The 18,462-nt window shown below is 40.9% G+C and carries 14 protein-coding genes, 9 tRNA genes, 2 rRNA genes and 1 pseudogene; 4 read left to right on the top strand and 22 right to left on the bottom strand.

From position 1 onward, the window contains the following. Positions 1-115: 115 nt before the first annotated feature. The 3 genes from ACIQ0C_RS21645 to ACIQ0C_RS21635 form a co-directional block, all read right to left on the bottom strand. A complete protein-coding gene (locus ACIQ0C_RS21645) occupies positions 116-316 on the bottom strand; it encodes a cold-shock protein (RefSeq protein WP_034304915.1) in 201 nt (66 codons plus the stop codon). A gap of 550 nt (positions 317-866) precedes the next feature. Further along, complete coding sequence (locus ACIQ0C_RS21640; RefSeq protein ID WP_403063861.1) at positions 867-2,561, bottom strand: methyl-accepting chemotaxis protein; 1,695 nt, start codon at positions 2,559-2,561, stop codon at positions 867-869. Between the two features lie 13 nt (positions 2,562-2,574). Continuing rightward, on the bottom strand, positions 2,575-3,744 hold the full coding sequence (locus tag ACIQ0C_RS21635) for an ATP-grasp domain-containing protein (protein ID WP_403063858.1): 1,170 nt from the start codon (positions 3,742-3,744) through the stop codon (positions 2,575-2,577). Between the two features lie 372 nt (positions 3,745-4,116). Between ACIQ0C_RS21635 and ACIQ0C_RS21630 the strand changes: the two genes are divergently transcribed. The 3 genes and pseudogenes from ACIQ0C_RS21630 to ACIQ0C_RS21620 all read left to right on the top strand — a co-directional run bounded on the left by ACIQ0C_RS21630 (position 4,117) and on the right by ACIQ0C_RS21620 (position 7,457). Next, positions 4,117-5,874 carry an ABC transporter ATP-binding protein gene (locus tag ACIQ0C_RS21630; protein ID WP_403063855.1) on the top strand — a complete coding sequence of 586 codons (1,758 nt, stop codon included), beginning with the start codon at positions 4,117-4,119 and terminating at the stop codon, positions 5,872-5,874. A 23-nt stretch (positions 5,875-5,897) separates the two neighbouring features. Next, positions 5,898-6,426, top strand: a pseudogene (locus ACIQ0C_RS21625) (winged helix-turn-helix domain-containing protein). Next, complete coding sequence (locus tag ACIQ0C_RS21620) at positions 6,423-7,457, top strand: sensor histidine kinase (protein WP_403063851.1); 1,035 nt, start codon at positions 6,423-6,425, stop codon at positions 7,455-7,457. Before ACIQ0C_RS21625 ends, ACIQ0C_RS21620 begins: the two are co-directional and overlap by 4 nt. Positions 7,458-7,587: 130 nt before the next feature. Here ACIQ0C_RS21620 and ACIQ0C_RS21615 read toward each other — a convergent pair whose 3' ends face one another. The 7 genes from ACIQ0C_RS21615 to sigW form a co-directional block, all read right to left on the bottom strand. After that, on the bottom strand, positions 7,588-7,959 hold the full coding sequence (locus ACIQ0C_RS21615; protein WP_403063848.1) for an iron chaperone: 372 nt from the start codon (positions 7,957-7,959) through the stop codon (positions 7,588-7,590). Positions 7,960-8,358: 399 nt separating this feature from the next. Beyond that, positions 8,359-10,161: a glutamine--fructose-6-phosphate transaminase (isomerizing) gene (gene glmS, locus ACIQ0C_RS21610; protein WP_402842746.1), complete on the bottom strand. Its 1,803-nt coding sequence runs from the start codon at positions 10,159-10,161 to the stop codon at positions 8,359-8,361. A gap of 465 nt (positions 10,162-10,626) precedes the next feature. Further along, on the bottom strand, positions 10,627-11,976 hold the full coding sequence (gene glmM / locus ACIQ0C_RS21605; RefSeq protein WP_403063845.1) for a phosphoglucosamine mutase: 1,350 nt from the start codon (positions 11,974-11,976) through the stop codon (positions 10,627-10,629). 56 nt (positions 11,977-12,032) lie between these two features. Then, the gene (locus ACIQ0C_RS21600) at positions 12,033-13,403 is read right to left on the bottom strand and encodes a CdaR family protein (protein WP_403063842.1); all 1,371 of its coding nucleotides are present in this window, start codon (positions 13,401-13,403) and stop codon (positions 12,033-12,035) included. Then, on the bottom strand, positions 13,396-14,220 hold the full coding sequence (gene cdaA, locus ACIQ0C_RS21595; protein ID WP_034304935.1) for a diadenylate cyclase CdaA: 825 nt from the start codon (positions 14,218-14,220) through the stop codon (positions 13,396-13,398). The genes ACIQ0C_RS21600 and cdaA overlap by 8 nt, the downstream gene beginning before the upstream one ends. A gap of 218 nt (positions 14,221-14,438) precedes the next feature. Next, positions 14,439-15,062 carry a zf-HC2 domain-containing protein gene (locus tag ACIQ0C_RS21590; RefSeq protein WP_402842736.1) on the bottom strand — a complete coding sequence of 208 codons (624 nt, stop codon included), beginning with the start codon at positions 15,060-15,062 and terminating at the stop codon, positions 14,439-14,441. Positions 15,063-15,078: 16 nt separating this feature from the next. Continuing rightward, positions 15,079-15,642 (bottom strand): RNA polymerase sigma factor SigW, encoded by a 564-nt coding sequence (gene sigW, locus ACIQ0C_RS21585; RefSeq protein WP_048685727.1) that lies wholly within the window; start codon positions 15,640-15,642, stop codon positions 15,079-15,081. Positions 15,643-15,814: 172 nt separating this feature from the next. On the opposite strand from sigW, the gene ACIQ0C_RS21580 reads away from it, so the two are divergent. After that, complete coding sequence (locus tag ACIQ0C_RS21580) at positions 15,815-16,000, top strand: Spo0E family sporulation regulatory protein-aspartic acid phosphatase (protein ID WP_402842734.1); 186 nt, start codon at positions 15,815-15,817, stop codon at positions 15,998-16,000. A gap of 137 nt (positions 16,001-16,137) precedes the next feature. Here the strand turns inward: ACIQ0C_RS21580 and rocF are convergent, their stop codons facing one another. The 12 genes from rocF to ACIQ0C_RS21520 form a co-directional block, all read right to left on the bottom strand. Further along, positions 16,138-17,040 (bottom strand): arginase, encoded by a 903-nt coding sequence (rocF, locus tag ACIQ0C_RS21575; protein ID WP_403063839.1) that lies wholly within the window; start codon positions 17,038-17,040, stop codon positions 16,138-16,140. Positions 17,041-17,247: 207 nt separating this feature from the next. After that, a tRNA-Ala gene (locus ACIQ0C_RS21570) sits at positions 17,248-17,323 on the bottom strand. A 21-nt stretch (positions 17,324-17,344) separates the two neighbouring features. Further along, a tRNA-Gly gene (locus tag ACIQ0C_RS21565) sits at positions 17,345-17,416 on the bottom strand. A 3-nt stretch (positions 17,417-17,419) separates the two neighbouring features. Next, positions 17,420-17,494: transfer RNA gene (locus ACIQ0C_RS21560), tRNA-Gln, on the bottom strand. 104 nt (positions 17,495-17,598) lie between these two features. Beyond that, a tRNA-Tyr gene (locus tag ACIQ0C_RS21555) sits at positions 17,599-17,682 on the bottom strand. 18 nt (positions 17,683-17,700) lie between these two features. Continuing rightward, positions 17,701-17,776 (bottom strand) — tRNA-Thr (locus tag ACIQ0C_RS21550). Positions 17,777-17,791: 15 nt separating this feature from the next. Continuing rightward, a tRNA-Val gene (locus ACIQ0C_RS21545) sits at positions 17,792-17,867 on the bottom strand. Between the two features lie 15 nt (positions 17,868-17,882). Beyond that, positions 17,883-17,957: transfer RNA gene (locus tag ACIQ0C_RS21540), tRNA-Glu, on the bottom strand. 32 nt (positions 17,958-17,989) lie between these two features. Next, positions 17,990-18,062 (bottom strand) — tRNA-Thr (locus tag ACIQ0C_RS21535). A 3-nt stretch (positions 18,063-18,065) separates the two neighbouring features. Further along, positions 18,066-18,140 (bottom strand) — tRNA-Asn (locus ACIQ0C_RS21530). A gap of 45 nt (positions 18,141-18,185) precedes the next feature. Next, positions 18,186-18,301, bottom strand: a 5S ribosomal RNA gene (gene rrf, locus ACIQ0C_RS21525). A gap of 72 nt (positions 18,302-18,373) precedes the next feature. After that, a 23S ribosomal RNA gene (locus ACIQ0C_RS21520) occupies positions 18,374-18,462 on the bottom strand; the annotation flags it as partial.

The raw sequence follows: 18,462 nt of genomic DNA, 5'->3' as shown, positions 1-18,462 counted from the left end.
TTTACTTGTACCATTTACCCTGCTTATCGTTTAGCGGGGTTTTTTGTTATGTATTTTCATAAAACAAAAAAAGGCGGACCCTATAACAAGGATCCGCCTTTTTTTGTTATTGAAATTATGCTTTTTGAACGTTAGAAGCTTGAGGTCCGCGTTGACCTTGTTCTACTTCAAAAGTAACTTCTTGGCCTTCGTCTAAAGATTTGAAACCTTCGCTTTGGATAGCTGAGAAATGTACGAATACGTCGTCTCCGTTTTCGCGTTCGATGAATCCAAAACCTTTTTCTGCGTTAAACCATTTTACTTTACCTTGTTCCATTGTTGTTGCCTCCTAGTGCATCTAAGCACAATGTATTACTATCCTTGCTCTAAGTCATCATCGAAAACGAAAAGTAGTACTTTTAGTATCCTTAGTACCGAACAAAAATAATTAAGACTAAGCATAACATTAAATGGTAGCGATTGCAAATAGTTTGGGGAAACTTTTTTCCAGCAATTTTTAAATACTCTCTAAATTCGATAAAAAAACAGTAACCAAAGTGGCTATCTATTACAGCCCTCAGCCAACATGAACACTCACATGCATTCATCCAAACAAAAACCGCATACAAAGTTAAAGAGGTTTCAGACTGTAGACAAACTCGATATCATTTAAGATTGCTATATTTTTTTGAGGGAGTGTAAAACGGAGCATTTCCTCCAGGCAATCTCTTTCCGCGGAAGGTCCGCCCTCGGCGCCCTTAGCACCAGTGGGATCTTCCCCGCAGGAGCCTCGAACACCCGCTCCACTCAACTATGTTTCAGATAGAACCCCTACAAAAACCTCGAAAACAAAGTTAATGAGAAGTTTTTGCAGATGTTTATATATTTCATTTTTCGGTAATGAACTTTTCTACCATTTCTTCTAAAATGGCCGATTCTTTTGCTAAATCTTCATTTTGGTCCTTCAATCCAGTCATTATGGTATTTTGTTGAATTGCAGCTGCCGAGATTTGCTCAGTTGTCGCGACTCCTTCTTCTGAAATCGCCGCAATTTCTTGAATGGATGCCAGGCTTTCGTCCGAAGACTCATTGATTTTTTTCGAATGGACGGCCAATTGTTCTGTGCCTTTCAGCAATTTCCCTACGGATTCGAATATCTTATTGAAAATCTCGCCATTGTTTTCCACTAAGGAAACACCATTTAGTATATCCTGAAAACTCTCGTCATTATTTTGAATGACTTTGGCTGTTTGTTCATTAATCCGCATAATGGATTCTGAAATGATATCGATGGATTCATCTGTTTGCACAGCCAATTTTTGCACCTCTTGAGCGACTACGGCAAAACCTCTGCCGGCATCGCCCGCCCGTGCCGCTTCAATGGAAGCATTCAGGGACAGCAGGTTCGTTTGGGAAGCAATCACCCTTATTAAACCAATCACTTCATTTATCTTCACTACATCCTCTTCCAGGCTTACCAAATTGGCTTTATTCGCTTGGCCGTTTTCCATGATTTTATCCATCTGGTTCGTTACATCTTGCACTTGTTTACTTCCTTGTTCTGCAAGTGTATTCGCATGCATCGTAAATTCATTCATTTCATTCGTTTGCTCGTTCATTAAACGGATCGTATCCGTTAAGTCACTGATCATATTGGAAATTCGGTCAATATGATGGGCACGTTCTTCCGAGGCTTTTGCTTCTTCCGTTGTCCCCGTCACTATCTGGCCATAGGATTCCACCATCTCTTCAAAGGATCGCTGAATGGAAACTGTCGTTTGATTCATCGTTTGAGCGTGTTCACGGACATTCTGGATAATATGGGCCAAACTTAATCTCATATCTTCGAATCCATTTGACAGATCGCCAATCTCATCCTGTCTGCTAACGGGAATCGACTTACTTAAGTCCCCTTTTGCCATTTCATTCGTGTAACCAACGAGTTCATTGACGGGTCCCGAGATCTTTTTCCCGATGACAACGGCGCATAGCACACCTAATATAACGGCACTTGCAAGAAATAAGATATTATAGAATATCATTGTGCTTTTCAATTCATCAATGAATTTTGCATCCATATCGATTCCGACAATCGCGTCCGTTCCTTCGATTGGCGTAAAGTACGACTTGTGTGTACCCCACTTATCTTTATATATTTCACTTAAGACGTCTTCATTTCCATTTATCGATTTTGCCTGTTCCGGTGTGAAGGGGGATTCCACCATATAGTCATCGCTGCCGCTCAAGGCTACAATCATGTCGGCATCATTCTCCCGCTTCAAAACATAAACATATTCAATTCCCTTTTTATCTTCAACAAAGGCATCCAGTTTCCGCTTAATCTCTTCGCCCCGTTCGGAAGCATTGTTTATCAAAGTGGGATTGAGGCTCGCTGCTAAACTGTGGGCATTTTCAGAAAGGCGATCATCGAATTGCGGAAGGACGTTCTCATTGATCATTTTATTAGTAATATAGGAAAAGCAAAGGCCCATGGCCCCTGCGAAAATCACGAAAGGAATAATATAAAACAAGAATAGTTTTGCCAATAAAGGTTTTTTAGGATTCAGCTTTGAAAATCTCATTTTCATGCCCCCCTTAGTTGAAAACCAGGTGTTTTATAGTCAAATATGGTATTAAATCCAAATGAAGCAATTGGAGGTTTTTATTCAAATCCTCACTTCTATAAAAGATGATTGCCATGCTACGGTCTTTTTGAAAAGGAAGCTGCCTATATTCCAAAACATGTTCGAATTCATGACGAAGTCCATCATGATCAATACGTGCAACATCTTCCAGACTTATTTCCAGTGGGACCTCTGCAAAGAAAAAGCTATATATTCGATCGTCCATCTCTTCCAATATCCGATTCCAATCGGGTTTCGTTCCTGAAAAATAGTGTTCATACATATTCATTCCATAGGCATGGTAACCTAGATCCGTTGTACCCGCTCCTGCAAAACGCAGGGGATTGATTTCAATGGGTATCACCCGGTTTCCCTTTTTGCGAATTTCAAAGTGTACAGGATAATTCCTAAGCGGAAGGACCGTTTGGATATTCTTCATGAACTTCAGTGCTTCATGATAGATTTCATTAATGGCCAACTTCGAAGTATAATAAATTCGATCGGAAGTATCGTAATCATCCTTGAATAACCGTTTGAAGACATTCAAAATGACCGGTTCACCATCTTGATTGTAATAACCGTCAATGGCATACTCTTCACCCTGAATCCACTCTTCTATTAAAACGGCCTGGGAACCGACCACTTCTGAATCATATAATCCATCCGAATGAAGTAAATCCGCTTTAAGCTGGTTCACGGCTATATCCCAATCCTGCTCATTCTTGACTTTGTGCACCCCTACACTGGAATAGCCAATATTGGGTTTGATGACTACCGGATACGGTATTTGATTTTTATCCAGGTCACTTATTATGGATAAATCGATATTTTGGAAATAAAAGTCAGGATATAAAGATTTCGTCAAATTTCGCACCTGACTCTTATCCTTCAAAAACTTTGACCATATGTATTCATTGCTATTCGGTTGAAAATGACCTAATAGTGTTATGCCATTTTCAGAGTTTGCAAGAATTCTTTTGTCCTTTTCCATGGACTTGAAAAATTCTGTATCCTTTTGAATGTTTAACTTTTCTGATGTTAATGTGTCTCCCCATTGCCCTTGTTCCAATACTGGAATTCGCTGTTCCTCTAACACCTTTAGAAGAATTGGCGACACAATGGACTCATTCAAAATAATCATTTTTTCCACCTAACTTATACTGTTTTTTGTATCTCCATATTTAATCGGTTAAAAGCGGTAAGTATTTAGCTTATATAGGTATTTATTATTAAAAATCAATTCAAAAACAAGATATCACTATATCTTTTTACCTATAACCCTAGTCTAGAGATCCTTACACATATTCCTTCACTCTTACTGTTAACCATCGAATATTTATTTTTCTTGTATCTTCATGAAAAAAAAACCGACACTATTTTAAATGTCCGCCATATTTTTCCGAATTTATCCTCCAGAAAAGGTTCACCAGTAGTTTCGTGGAATAATTAAGACTAGTTCATATTCAATTCATAACTTCTTTATATACTTCTCTGTAATGAAGATCGAGAAAGGATGTATTTACATATGTCAGAAGCAAAAAAACAAAAAGGATGGCGCCAGTTCGTTCGATTGGTTCAACAAACGAAGCCTTCTAAACTAATGATAGGGATTGCATTAGCATTAAGCCTAGGCACTACAGGTGTAGCTTTATTAGTCCCATTATTCACAAAAAATCTAATCAATGATTTTTCAGTCAGTTCACTAAGCACTGAAAGGATCCTGCTCCTCGTTCTTGCCATCATTGTTCAAGCATTGGCCAGTGGATTTTCCATCTATTTATTGAACCGGATCGGACAATCTGTAGTGGCGGGCATCCGCGATCAACTATGGAAAAAATTACTCGTATTACCCGTGAGTTATTTTGATGAACATCCTTCGGGAGAAACAGTCAGCAGAATGACAAATGATACAACTGTAGTGAAGGGATTAATCTCTGAACATCTCACTAATTTCGTTACAGGAATCATTTCCATCATAGGCTCCATGATCGTGTTATTCGTACTGGATTGGAAAATGACATTATTGATGTTCACTGCAATTCCACTCTCTGTTTTGATATTAATGCCGCTAGGGAAAAAAATGCATAAAATATCAAAAGGGATGCAGGACGAGACAGCAAGCTTCACCGCAGTCCTTCAGCAGGTTTTAACGGAAATACGCCTTGTTAAAGCATCTAATGCTGAAGCTTTGGAATATCAAAATGGCAAAAAAGGAATCCAGAAATTATTTCAATTCGGATTAAAAGAGGCAAAAATCCAAGCGTTGATTGCGCCGCTAATGAGTTTTGTCATGATGGCATTACTCGTGCTGATTTTAGGATATGGGGGAATGCGCGTTTCTTCAGGAGCCCTGACAGCCGGAGCTCTGGTTGCATTCATCATGTACCTTTTCCAAATAATCATGCCAATGGCTCAATTAGCCAGTTTCTTTACTCAATTCCAAAAAGCAACGGGTGCAACAGAGCGCATCATTTCCATTCTGGATTCAGTAGAGGAAGAAGATGCGAAGCAGCCCGTTCAAAATATGAGTCAATCTATCAGCGTGGATCACCTGAACTATAGTTACAATAATGGAGAACAGGTACTTAAAGATCTAAGCTTTAACATCGAAGCCGGTAAGGTCACTGCAATTGTCGGCCCAAGCGGCAGCGGAAAAACGACCCTTTTTTCATTATTCGAGCGTTTCTACAAACCACAGCAAGGGTCCATATCCATAGGCGGGAAATCCATAAATGATTTCACACTCCATTCATGGAGAAGCCAGATTGGATATGTTTCACAAGAAAGCCCTATTGTATCAGGTACAATTCGAGATAATATTTGTTATGGCATCGATCGGGATATAACAGATGAAGAATTAAATCAAGTGGCTAAAATGGCGTATGCAGACCCGTTCATTTCTGAGCTTCCGAACGGATATGATACAGAGGTTGGTGAAAGGGGCATGAAATTATCAGGCGGTCAAAGACAAAGAATTGCAATCGCTCGTGCATTTTTAAGAAACCCCAAAATATTAATGCTTGATGAAGCTACCTCAAGCCTGGACAGCAAATCTGAAAAAGTGGTTCAACAGGCATTAAATGATTTAATGAAAGGCAGAACAACAATAGTTATCGCCCACCGCCTATCGACCGTTATCGGTTCAGATCAAATCATCTTCCTTGAAAAAGGGAAAATTACAGGCAGCGGAACACATAAAGAGCTATATAATACGCACTCATTATATCGCGAATTTGCCCAACAGCAGTTGCACAAAGTTGAACTGGCCTAGTTCACCGAAAGGAAAGAAGAAGGATGACAAAAATATTGATAGTCGATGATGATGCACATATTCGCGAACTTATAAAGCTGTTGTTAAGAAAAGAAGGCTTTGATCTATATGAAGCCTCAGATGGAATGCAGGCATTAAGTAAAAGGATTCGGGCTTGGGGCAGATGATTATCTTGTAAAGCCATTTGAACCAATCGAATTGGTTCTTAGAATAAAGGCATTATTAAAACGGTATAAAATCACTATTTCACAAACATTAAATATCGGCGAATTAAAGATGAATCGCAACACGCATGAAATGTCATTCAAAGAACAGGAATATACGATTCCATTAAAAGAATTCGAATTGTTGTTTAAATTAGCAAGCTATCCTGGAAAAACTTTTTCCAGGGAAGATCTTATCGAAGACATTTGGGGCTATGATTATGAAGGTGATGAACGAACTGTCGATGTTCATATTAAAAGAGTGAGAGAACGGTTTCCAGAATCGGCATTCCCCTTCCGGATTAAAACGATCTGGGGATTGGGCTACCGTTTGGAGACAACGAAATGAGAGGCAATCGATTTTTCAAACAAATGCTTGTCATGCTGTTTTTTGTTACGTTCATTTCAATTTGCTTTACCGCCGGATACTATATCATTCAGCTATTGCCCTTAAGGTTAACCGATTATATTCGGTATCTGGCTACAATCGTGACAAGCATCGCAATCATGATATTAATTGGTCACCTTATCCATGCTATCCATCACAATAAACGGGTGAATATTTACCTCGAGATCATAGACGCCTTAAGGAAAATAGCAAATGGCGATTATAATGTACAACTGGATTTTAATATGGACAAGAGAAACGAAATGACCGATATCATTAACCACTTCAATCACATGGCCAAACAATTGAAGCAAATGGAAGAAATGCGGCAGGAATTCATCTCTAACGTCTCACATGAAATACAGTCGCCCCTTACCTCCATTGTAGGATTTGCCCAAGCTCTTCAATTTAATAAGCTGACAACCGAAGAACGAAATCATTATCTTCATATAATAGAGACAGAGAGCAGGAGATTATCCAAATTAAGTGATAACCTCCTAAAGCTTACATCCCTTGAATCCGAGCATCATCCTTTTGAAAGGACTGATTTCCGGCTGGATCAGCAAATACGAACCATCATTTTGGCTTGTGAACCCGCTTGGTTGGAAAAAGAACTCGAATTGGATATAACCTTAGATAAGATTCCAATAGTTGCAGACCAGGATTTAATGAGCCAGGTATGGACAAATTTAATACACAATAGCATCAAATTCACCCGCCATCGTGGAAAGATCACGATTCTGTTACAACAGGTTGATGACCTGGCATCCATAACGATATCCGACAATGGAGTCGGCATTTCCGAAACCGACCAGTTCCATATATTCGAACGATTCTATAAAGCCGACCTGGCAAGGGAACGCTCAAAAAGCGGGAGCGGTTTAGGTCTATCGATCGTGAAAAGGATTATAGAGATGCATGAAGGGACCATATCCGTGAACAGCGAACTCGAAAAGGGAACGACTTTCACCATTCGGCTTCCTATTTCGTGAAGGATTTTATGATTTTATAGTTAAATCTAGTAATAAAAAACAGCTGCAATGGCAGCTGTTTGTAAAAATCTATTTGTTGGTTTATAAAGTTTTATTATATTTAATTGAACCCTTAAATAATCCGCTTTTTTCATTTCCGCCAAAAAGTTGAACAGTCTGCCTTATCCAAAATATTATACTCTATCATTTTCTCAAGTAATGAGTAATCAACCGGACTGTCCCACTTGATACGTACCAACTGCTTGGTGTGATCATAGCCAGCCTGCACGATTTCATCAGAGAAATGATCGATCCCTGCCTTTTCAGGGGCAACAGCCAAATGATGTTTGGCCACGCTAAAGCCAATAATATATGTGTCATGATCGGTAAACATAGGCTGATTCCACGCAATCTTCGGCATTAGATTTGGAAATTTCCTAGTTACCCAAGCCAGGACTTCTTCCGTTCGTTCCCTATGTTGCGGGTTATCAATATTCGCTAAAAATTCTGCAAAAACTTCCATATCATTCTCTCCTAAAATCTAAAATTATTTTTGAAGATGTTATTTTTCATGCCAATACGCCCCAGCATCAATAGAATTAAAACTTCATTTTCCAAATCGCCTAAATTAAATGCCTTATGGGTTCCTTTCAACAATGCTCCATAGGAAGATCTTTTAGCTTGCTCTAATAGATGCCGTGATTACCTTCCGTTGAACTTGCATTAAATGCTTTATTTATACTGCACACCGATTTATTTCCTCGGTCTTCTAACCTACTTGTCAACTTGAGAGGTTTTCGTTCTTTTAGACATAAAAAAACACCCCTTTGGCTAATCATAGCCAAAGGGGTAAAGCTTCGCAACTTTATAAACAGTTAATCATTATTTAGATCTACATAACATACATTGCATTCATTCCAACTTACTCAACCGTTACACTTTTCGCAAGATTACGCGGTTTATCCACGTCACATTCACGGTGCAAGGCTGCGTAGTAAGCAATGAGCTGCAGAGGGATAACAGAGATAAGGGGTGTTAATAGTTCATTCACTTCCGGGATGACGAAACGATCATCCTCTTCTTCCAGCCCCTTCATGGAAATGATGCAAGGGTTGGCGCCACGGGCAACCACTTCCTTCACATTACCACGGATGCTTAGGTTGACGCCTGCTTGAGTAGCAAGTGCTATGACAGGTGTACCTTCTTCAATCAAGGCGATCGTTCCATGTTTAAGCTCTCCGCCAGCAAAGCCTTCCGCTTGAATGTAAGAAATTTCCTTCAACTTAAGGGCCCCTTCAAGCACAACATAGTAATCAAGGGAACGGCCGATGAAGAAGGAGTTTCTCGTAACGGACAAATATTCACGGGCGATGTCTTCCATCTCTTCTTTCGAATCACATAGGGCTTCCATTGCAGTCGCAACGATTCCAAGCTCTTTTACAAGGTCGAAACCGTACTCCATGTTACGGAATTGGCCTGTTACGTTTGCTAGGATGGATAAGACTGCCACTTGAGCTGTGTAGGCCTTTGTGGAGGCAACGGCAATTTCAGGACCTGCATGCAGCAAGAGCGTATAATCCGCTTCACGTGACAATGTAGAGCCAGGTACGTTCGTGATGGTCAGGGCTTTATGACCAAGCGCTTTGATGGACACTAACACGGCACGGCTATCTGCAGTTTCACCACTTTGTGAAATGAAGATGAATAGCGGTTTTTTCGATAATAACGGCATATTGTAAGTGAATTCCGATGCAACATGGACCTCAACCGGAATTTCAGCCATTTTTTCGATGAATTGCTTACCAATCAACCCTGCATGATAGCTAGTTCCGCAAGCGATGATATAAATACGGTCAGCCTCACTTACGGCTTCAGTAATGTTATAATCGATTGCAAGTTTACCTTCTTCATTTTGGTATGCTTGAATGATTTTACGTATTACAGCTGGCTGCTCGTCGACTTCCTTAAGCATATAGTGAGGATACGTACCTTTTTCAATATCACTTGCATCCAGTTCAGCAGTGTATGGAGCACGCATAACTTCTTCGTTGGAAAGGTTCTTGATCGTTACCTTTTCATTTGTCACTATAACCATTTCCTTATCCATCAGTTCAAGGAATTGATCTGTGACTTGCAACATGGCCATTGCATCCGAAGCGACAACGTTAAAGTCTTTTCCGACACCGATTAGCAGCGGGCTTTTATTTTTTGCGACTAAGATGGTTTCATCATTTTCAGCATCCAATAGGGCAATGGCATATGAACCCTCTAATAGAGTCAGTGTTTGACGGAACGCCTCTTCCACTTCCATGCCCTCGTTTACGAACTTCTCTATGAGTTGAACGATGACTTCCGTATCCGTTTCACTTTTAAAGGCAACATCCTTCAAATATTCACGTTTTAGAATCGCATAGTTTTCAATGACCCCATTATGAACTAAAGTCAATCGACCTGAATTACTTTGGTGAGGATGGGCATTTTCACGGCTTGGCACACCATGTGTAGCCCAGCGCGTATGTCCTATTCCGGTATGTGCCATAGTATTTTCATCCACGGCTGCCCGTAAGTCCGCGATTCTTCCCTTTTCCTTAAAGATTGTCACTCCTGCTTCATTTCTCACAGCAATCCCTGAAGAGTCATAACCGCGGTATTCAAGTTTTTCAAGACCTTTTAATAAAATTTCCTTTGCATCGTTAAGTCCAATATATCCAACAATTCCACACATAATTTCTGTTCCTCCAACCGATTCGAGGGAACAGGAATGCACGGGGGCATCCCTGCCCCCTCATCTCTGATATATATTTTTATAAAGGAAATGCCCTAAAGCACTTTTTCCCATTGTGCATTTCCAACCCTTTGTGCAGTAAGTTGCCCTACTGTTTTAAGATTGGAATTACTGCGGCTGTGCACTTCAGCCGGGAGGTATCCGCCGATCATTCGATAAACCTCCTCCTCGTCAACTAAGTCATTTCTCGTCCAGACTTAGTTCAGGCGCTTTTGTGAATCCGTTCTCTCCTTGCCTACCCTCCTTTTTAAAACAACCATTTTTAGAAAATGAGTTGTAAATCAGGATAATCATACCTTAAACAAGGGACATAGGTCAATTCTTTATTACCTTTACCAACAAAAAAGACTTTTTTATAAAAATATGCATAAAAGGAAATTTCGTTCCTTTTATGCATAGGATTAGTTATTCGTTCATTCCCATTTCCGCTCTTACAACTGCGACGATGCGATCTACATAATTGGTGCATTCCTCAGCTGTCGGTGCTTCAGCCATAACACGGACTAGAGGTTCAGTACCGGATGGTCTCACCAAAATACGACCGTTTCCGTTCATTTCCTCTTCGACTGCCCTGATGACTTCCTGTACCTTTTCATTATCGGTTACAGCGTGTTTATCGGTAACTCTGACATTGATCAGCGTTTGTGGATATTTCTTCATCTCGCCAGCAAGCTCGGATAAGGTTTTTTGGGTGTCACTCATGATGTTCACAAGCTGTAAGCCCGTCAATAAGCCGTCTCCTGTCGTGTTATAGTCAAGGAAGATGATATGTCCGGATTGTTCGCCGCCAAGGTTATAGCCGCCTTTCCGCATCTCCTCGACCACATAGCGATCCCCCACTGCCGTCTGGGCGCTTTGTATACCATGCTCTTCAAGACCTTTATAAAAACCAAGGTTGCTCATGATCGTAGAAACCACTGTTCCCTGTTTCAGACGGTTATTTTCTTTCAAGTATTTCGCACAGATATACATGATTTGGTCGCCGTCCACTATATTTCCTTTTTCATCTATTGCAATGACGCGGTCTCCGTCGCCATCAAAAGCAAGCCCAACATCTGCACCTTTTTCTTTTAAGAATTCAGCAAGTGCCTCAGGGTGGGTGGAACCTACCTTATCATTAATGTTCAAGCCATTGGGCGATGCCCCCATTGTAGAGATGTCTGCATCAAGATCTGCAAACAAATGCATGGCCAAGGCAGAAGTAGCCCCATGTGCACAATCAAGAGCAACATGAATGCCTGTAAAATCTTCATCCACTGATTGTTTCAAATACTGGAGATACTTTTGCCCTCCTTCGAAATAATCGTTCAAATGGCCTAAATCTCCGCCAACCGGGCGTGGAAGTTCATCCTTTTCCTTATCTAATAGTGTTTCAATTTCCGCTTCTTGTTCATCGGATAACTTAAACCCATCAGGTCCAAAGAATTTAATGCCATTATCCGCTACCGGATTATGCGAAGCGGAAATCATGACACCTGCTTCAGCACTTAAGGCCTTAGTTAAATAGGCAACTCCCGGTGTCGAAATGACACCCAGGCGCATCACTTCAGCCCCAATGGATAAAAGACCTGCAACAAGCGCACCTTCCAGCATTTCACCTGAAATACGAGTATCGCGTCCTATAAGCACTTTGGGTTTTTCTGTATTTCTAGTAAGAACGTAGCCACCAAAACGGCCTAGTTTAAATGCCAACTCCGGTGTTAACTCGCTATTCGCTATACCCCTTACTCCGTCTGTTCCAAAATATTTACCCATCTTTATCGCTCCTTCTTCGAATCGTTACTGAATTTAATGATGATGTTAAAGGAAGGTCATGTCTCTTCGTCTTTTTGTGTGATGGTGACCGAAACCGTTTTAGAATCCAGTTCCCATTCCACTCCCTCAGGCACTGTTACCGCCAGATCCACATCATGCGTACCTTCATCTAAATTACTCACATCTACTGTAAGATTAATGTCGTCTTTAGTTATTTTCTTCAAATCATCCGCCTCACCAAGCAAAGTGATGCTAGTTACATCGGATTCCAATTCTGCATCTTGGTCATCCCGTATGCCCACAGGCACTATTTGTATATTGTTGAAAGTTTTAGACTCAATGGCAGCCGCTTCATCTTCTTCTTCTTCTGCTTCTGCTTTTTCTTCGACTACTTGTTCTTCTTGTTTTTGATCGGTTTTTGGTTCTTCCTCTTCTACGACTGGCTCTGCATTCTCTTCATCTACATCAACTTTCTCTGTGCGAATCTTGACCTGCGCCTTACCCAAGGACATTTTTTGTACACTTTCCGGTTTATTAAGATCGAGTTCCAGTTCTGTATCACCATCAATTTTCGAGATATTTACAGGAAGATTTATTTCATCTATTTTCTCAAGGCTCGTTTCCGAACCAAATAAGGTGACCTCTTTGGGATCGACACTTATACTCGTGATCCTGATGCCATCCTTTGCCTTGCCAGTTTGCTTCGGTTCTATCGACACCGTCTTGGAAGGAATGCTCACTTTTAATGAAACGGCAACTGAAGATGGCTCTATCGTCACATCCAGCTTATTCAAGTCCCTGTCCAAGGCTTTAACGGTGGCCTTGCTGTTCACCGTTTCGTTAAGCCCCTTACTTATTTCAAGGTTTGCCTTTACATAGGAAATTTGTTCAATCGCATCTTTAGCACCCGTAATTTTGACAGTTTTCGGGCTGACTGTTGGCTGACCAGCTGTATACCCCTCTTCAAGTAAAGAGCTGTTATACTCGGCTTCAACGGAGAATTCCTTCGTCACCCGTTCCTGAACGTTGACTTCCGCATATTCCGGGTCGATCGTCGCCACTAACTTTTCATTCAACTCACTTATTTTAAATGTGACAGTTCTGTCCCCCATTGAGATTGCAGGATCAGAAAGGTCTACATACACTTTAAAATCCCTTTGGTTTTTCGCATTTATCAATAGGCTTTTTGCTCCCTTTAGAGTAACATCAACTGTCTCAGGTACTCCGCTCACCACTAGATTCTCACGGTCATAGTACACTTCAACCGGTACATTTTCGATGGTCTCCGTACTGATTTCAGGGGCAGTCGATAAACCAAGGGATTTTTTATCCGACTCCATCTCAAAGTTAATGGAAATGAACAAAAGTGCTGCCAAGGCAAAAGCTACGATTCTCATAAACCAAGCGCTATTGGTGAATTTATCCATTCTTTTTCCCCCTCCAGTTAAAGATGCTTGAGGAAGTTGATTTGATATTTTCCACTACCAGTTCACTTGTAAGCATGGCCCTAAATGATTCTTGATTCAAATCCCGGTAAAGTTCCCCGTTTTTAGTGACGGATATTCCTCCCGTTTCTTCTGAAACGACAATCGTAAGACTATCCGTAACTTCACTCATGCCTATGGCTGCCCTATGCCGTGTGCCAAGTTCCTTTGATATGAATGGACTCTCTGATAATGGCAAATAGCAAGCTGCAGCTGCCACCTGGTTATTTTGTAAAATAACTGCGCCATCATGGAGCGGCGTATTAGGGATGAAGATATTAATGAGCAGTTCTGAAGAAATATAGGATTTTAGGGGTATCCCCGTTTCAACATAATCCCCCAGCTCCGTACCTTTTTCTATCGTAATCAAGGCACCAATCCGCCTTTTTGCCATATAGGTGGACGCCTTTAGGATTTCTTCGACTAAACGCTCTTGCTGATTCTCTTCTGGAACGGTGCCCCTTGCAAAGAGCTTCCCGCGTCCTAATTGTTCAAGTGCCCTTCTCAGTTCAGGTTGAAAAATGACGAGAATAGCCAATACTCCCCAATTCATGACTTGTGCCATTAACCATCCGAGTGTATTGAAACCAAACAGGTTGCTTAAGCTTTTTACAATGACAATTACAAAAATTCCTTTTAGCAGCTGAATAGCCTTCGTGCCTCGAATTATAGTTAACAATTTATATATCACAAACCATACAAGGAGAATATCAATGAAATTTACTACATAGTCCCAAACAGTCAAATTGGTTAAAGACATGTTGTTTCCTCCAGTCAGTATTACTCCAAATACCAATTACAATCTTTATACGATAACCTTAATAGTATACCATTTTTTAAATGATACATCTAAAAACTAGTGTGAGAAATTTACACAGGAAAAAAACACCATGAAAAATGGTTCCCCTCCCTTTAAAAAAACAAAGCTGGGCGAAGTCACCGTATATGAAAAACGATGTCCTACCCAGCTTCTATTCCTTATTCCTTTTTCTCCTCTTTAGCAGGAACCAACGAGGTTGCAGTGTCCTTCACTTTATACCACATCCACTCAAAAGCTTGGTCAATAACATGGATGCTTCCAGTCACATTACCTGCTTTAGACATATATTTATGCCCATTTATGATTGTCACATCTCCCTCTACTTCACCATCTATTTGAATATTACCATTTTGAACTACAACATTTCCCTTGATTGTCTCACCCTCAGGCACAATCACCGTTTCACCTTCAACCACTAAGTTAGGCTGCTTTGATACTGAAAAATGTTCGTCCTGATTATAAGTGGAAAAAACAGATCCTGTCATCAATATGATGAACATCGCTGCCGCTGTCATGAAGGGATGGCTTTTGAACCAACGTTTGGCACCTGTTGTTTTCGTTTCCTTTGGCAATTGAGCCATAACCTTTGCTGTAAAGTCATCCGGGGCCTTTATATGGGAAGTGCTTTGTACAAGAGCGACCGCCTTTTTCATTTCATGAAAGTAATCCCGGCATTCAGCACAGTCATGCAAGTGCTTCCGTAAAACTTCTTTATGCTCCGGTTTGATGTCCTCATCTAAATAATCATGCATATATTCAATGATTTCCTCATGGCAGTTCATTTTTCTCACCTTCTTTTTATAAATGGCGTAGTTGTTTACGCAAGGCTTCCCGACCGCGATGTATCCTCGTCTTAACCGTACCGACCGGTAAATCGAGTATTTCACTGATTTCCTTTAGAGATAACTCTTCAATATACTTCAATACGATTACCGATCGGTATTTCTCGGGCAATTTCATTATTTCCACTTGAATGGTTTCCTGCAGTTCTAAAGATTCAACCTCTTCCTCGGGTTTCGCCATATCCGATGCAATTTGGGAATACATATTCAATCCCTCTGTTCCTGCCACCTCTGCATCTAGATAGTAGTCCGGTTTTTTCTTGCGAAGCCGGTCAATACAAAGATTGGTCGCAATCCGATATAACCATGTAGAAAATTTCATTGTTATATTGAAACTTCTAATATTCACGTAGGCCCTTACAAAGGCTTCTTGAGCCAAATCTTCTGCTTCTTGCCTGTTTCCGAGCATCCTGAAACATATTTGGAAAACTTTGTCCTTGTAAATTTCGACAATTTCCCCAAAGGCATTATGGTCTCCTTTTAATACTTGATTAATTCTCTCTTTAATGAGTGCATCCATTTTCCGGTATTACCCCCGCTCATGCGGCTATACGATTACTACGAATCGTAAGCTAAAAGGTTTCAAAAATTTAATACATTAATTTTAACAAAGTTTTACATTTTATGTTTAAGAAAAAAAAAACAGGGCTATATAGTAAGAAATTGTAAAATTCAAGGGAGTGATTCTCTATATGACTGCTGAACAAATTTTAGATCATATTGAACAATACAGACAGAAAATGATGTTTTTGGCTTCCCGTTCTTCGATGGTGGATAATGAAGTTGTTGAAGTTAGCAACAAATTGGATTCTTTAATCATTCAATACATCCATTTAACTAAAAATGGAGATTTCACGGACAGACGTGCTCTCAAGTGAATATGGATATACGATTGCAACCATTTATCTATAGATATGTTCCTGTTACATACACCCTGGTAAATAAACCTACGTCTTATAGCATATAAAAAACAGTAACCCATTACAAGCCGGTTACTGTTTCTTTTAATTATTAGTTATAATAACTTTTCTCCAAATAGCGAACCCATTAGTGCCACGGCAACAATCGCCGTTTTATTTCGCTCATCTAAAATGGGATTCACTTCAACGAATTCAGCGGATGTAATCAAGTTGGATTCCGCAAGCATTTCCATGGCCAGATGACTTTCACGATAACTTATACCACCAATCACCGGTGTCCCGACTCCGGGTGCATCTGCTGGGTCCACTCCATCCAAATCCAATGAAAGGTGGACGCCATCCGTTCTTTCCCTTAAATAATCAATGCATTCTTCCATGACCCGTGTCATTCCCATCCGGTCGATCTCATGCATCGTGAATACTTTAATCCCTTTCTCACGGATAAGTTCCTTTTCCCCTTCATCCAATGACCTCGCTCCAATGATTACGATGTTTTCCGGTTTCACTTTTGGAGCAAAACCATGGATATTGATCAGGTCCGGATGTCCAATCCCTATACTGACGGCTAGGGGCATCCCGTGTATGTTCCCTGATGGTGAAGTCTCTTCCGTATTTAAATCGCCATGTGCGTCGTACCAAATCACACCTAAACTTTCATAGTGCTTTGCGACTCCTGCCAGGGTGCCTATTGCTATTGAATGGTCTCCTCCCAATACAAGTGGAAAGGAACCTCCTTCTATTATTTCATCAACTCTCGTAGCTAACTGTGTGTTACCTTTTGCTACAAGCTGTAAGTTTTTTAAGTTTGTCCCAGGCTCATTTGCATTTTCAGGACGCCCTACAATTATATCTCCTAAATCCTCTACTTCTATATTCAACTTTTCAAGACGCTCGACAATCTCTGCGCAGCGAATGGCACTAGGTCCCATATCCACCCCTCGCCTTGCTTGGCCAAGGTCCATAGGCAATCCGATGACGGAAATTTTCTGAATAGACATGCAATTCCCCCTTTTCACCATTTTATATCGTATATGCCGATTGGTTCAACTCGACATTTCCATGTATAAAGATGCACGTTTTCCGATCACATATGTTTTTTGTGAAAAATATCATTCTGGGGATTAGTTTACCCAACTATGTCTTAAACAAAAAAAAGTCTTAAACCATTTTTGGCTTAAGACGTAAGTTTTGGTGTATGTAGTTGATGGTGGAGCCTAGCGGGATCGAACCGCTGACCTCCTGCGTGCAAGGCAGGCGCTCTCCCAGCTGAGCTAAGGCCCCTAAGGAATTTAAAATATATTAAGCGGAAGACGGGATTCGAACCCGCGACCCCAACCTTGGCAAGGTTGTATTCTACCACTGAACTACTTCCGCAAATGGCTGGGCTAGAAGGGATCGAACCTTCGCATGACGGAATCAAAATCCGTTGCCTTACCGCTTGGCTATAGCCCAATATATGATATGCAATGATTAATGTATAACAAAATAAAAAGGTGGTAATCATATATTTCCCCAATACAGAGAATATATAACTGATCCACAGGATTTTATTAAAATGGTGGAGGGGGGCAGATTCGAACTGCCGAACCCGAAGGAGCGGATTTACAGTCCGCCGCGTTTAGCCACTTCGCTACCCCTCCGCAATATATGGTTATAAATGGTGCCGGCAAGAGGACTTGAACCCCCAACCTACTGATTACAAGTCAGTTGCTCTACCAGTTGAGCTACACCGGCAAATAAAGAATGAAATGGTGGAGGATGACGGGATCGAACCGCCGACCCTCTGCTTGTAAGGCAGATGCTCTCCCAGCTGAGCTAATCCTCCAATATGTTATCTAAATGGTGACCCGTACGGGATTCGAACCCGTGTTACCGCCGTGAAAGGGCGGTGTCTTAACCGCTTGACCAACGGGCCGAACTGTTTTTTTGTTCATAGATAGATTGGGAAGCTCCCAAGCGGATTCGAACCGCTGACCTCTTCCTTACCATGGAAGTGCTCTACCTACTGAGCTATGGAAGCATATGGCTCCGCAGGTAGGACTCGAACCTACGACCGTTCGGTTAACAGCCGAATGCTCTACCACTGAGCTACTGCGGAATAATATAATGTTTCCTAAAACCCAATTAAAGATTTAAATGAACAGCCTGGCAACGTCCTACTCTCACAGGGGGAACCCCCCAACTACCATCGGCGCTGAAGAACTTAACTTCCGTGTTCGGAATGGGAACGGGTGTGACCTCTTCGCCATCATTGCCAGACTATATTCATTTTTGAAGAATTCATTCCTTCAAAACTAGATAATAAGAAGGTATTTCATTTTTTTAAAAGCGTTGGTTAAGTCCTCGATCTATTAGTATCAGTCAGCTCCACATGTCACCATGCTTCCACCTCTGACCTATCAACCTGATCATCTTTCAGG

Source organism: Peribacillus sp. NPDC096448 (assembly GCF_044762675.1).
GTDB classification, from domain to species: domain Bacteria; phylum Bacillota; class Bacilli; order Bacillales; family DSM-1321; genus Peribacillus; species Peribacillus frigoritolerans_B.
This window is presented reverse-complemented; position numbering and strand designations above follow the sequence as displayed.

Excerpts from the sequence above, each read along its gene's own strand:
- sigW (WP_048685727.1), bottom strand. The coding sequence starts at position 15,642 with ATGGATGCACTCATTAAAGAGAGAATTAATCAAGTATTAAAAGGAGAC.
- glmM (WP_403063845.1), bottom strand. The coding sequence starts at position 11,976 with ATGGGTAAATATTTTGGAACAGACGGAGTAAGGGGTATAGCGAATAGC.
- ACIQ0C_RS21640 (WP_403063861.1), bottom strand. The coding sequence starts at position 2,561 with ATGAGATTTTCAAAGCTGAATCCTAAAAAACCTTTATTGGCAAAACTA.
- ACIQ0C_RS21630 (WP_403063855.1), top strand. The coding sequence starts at position 4,117 with ATGTATTTACATATGTCAGAAGCAAAAAAACAAAAAGGATGGCGCCAG.
- ACIQ0C_RS21620 (WP_403063851.1), top strand. The coding sequence starts at position 6,423 with ATGAGAGGCAATCGATTTTTCAAACAAATGCTTGTCATGCTGTTTTTT.
- ACIQ0C_RS21645 (WP_034304915.1), bottom strand. The coding sequence starts at position 316 with ATGGAACAAGGTAAAGTAAAATGGTTTAACGCAGAAAAAGGTTTTGGA.
- ACIQ0C_RS21635 (WP_403063858.1), bottom strand. The coding sequence starts at position 3,744 with ATGATTATTTTGAATGAGTCCATTGTGTCGCCAATTCTTCTAAAGGTG.
- glmS (WP_402842746.1), bottom strand. The coding sequence starts at position 10,161 with ATGTGTGGAATTGTTGGATATATTGGACTTAACGATGCAAAGGAAATT.
- ACIQ0C_RS21600 (WP_403063842.1), bottom strand. The coding sequence starts at position 13,403 with ATGGATAAATTCACCAATAGCGCTTGGTTTATGAGAATCGTAGCTTTT.
- ACIQ0C_RS21615 (WP_403063848.1), bottom strand. The coding sequence starts at position 7,959 with ATGGAAGTTTTTGCAGAATTTTTAGCGAATATTGATAACCCGCAACAT.
- ACIQ0C_RS21590 (WP_402842736.1), bottom strand. The coding sequence starts at position 15,062 with ATGAACTGCCATGAGGAAATCATTGAATATATGCATGATTATTTAGAT.
- cdaA (WP_034304935.1), bottom strand. The coding sequence starts at position 14,220 with ATGTCTTTAACCAATTTGACTGTTTGGGACTATGTAGTAAATTTCATT.
- ACIQ0C_RS21580 (WP_402842734.1), top strand. The coding sequence starts at position 15,815 with ATGACTGCTGAACAAATTTTAGATCATATTGAACAATACAGACAGAAA.
- rocF (WP_403063839.1), bottom strand. The coding sequence starts at position 17,040 with ATGTCTATTCAGAAAATTTCCGTCATCGGATTGCCTATGGACCTTGGC.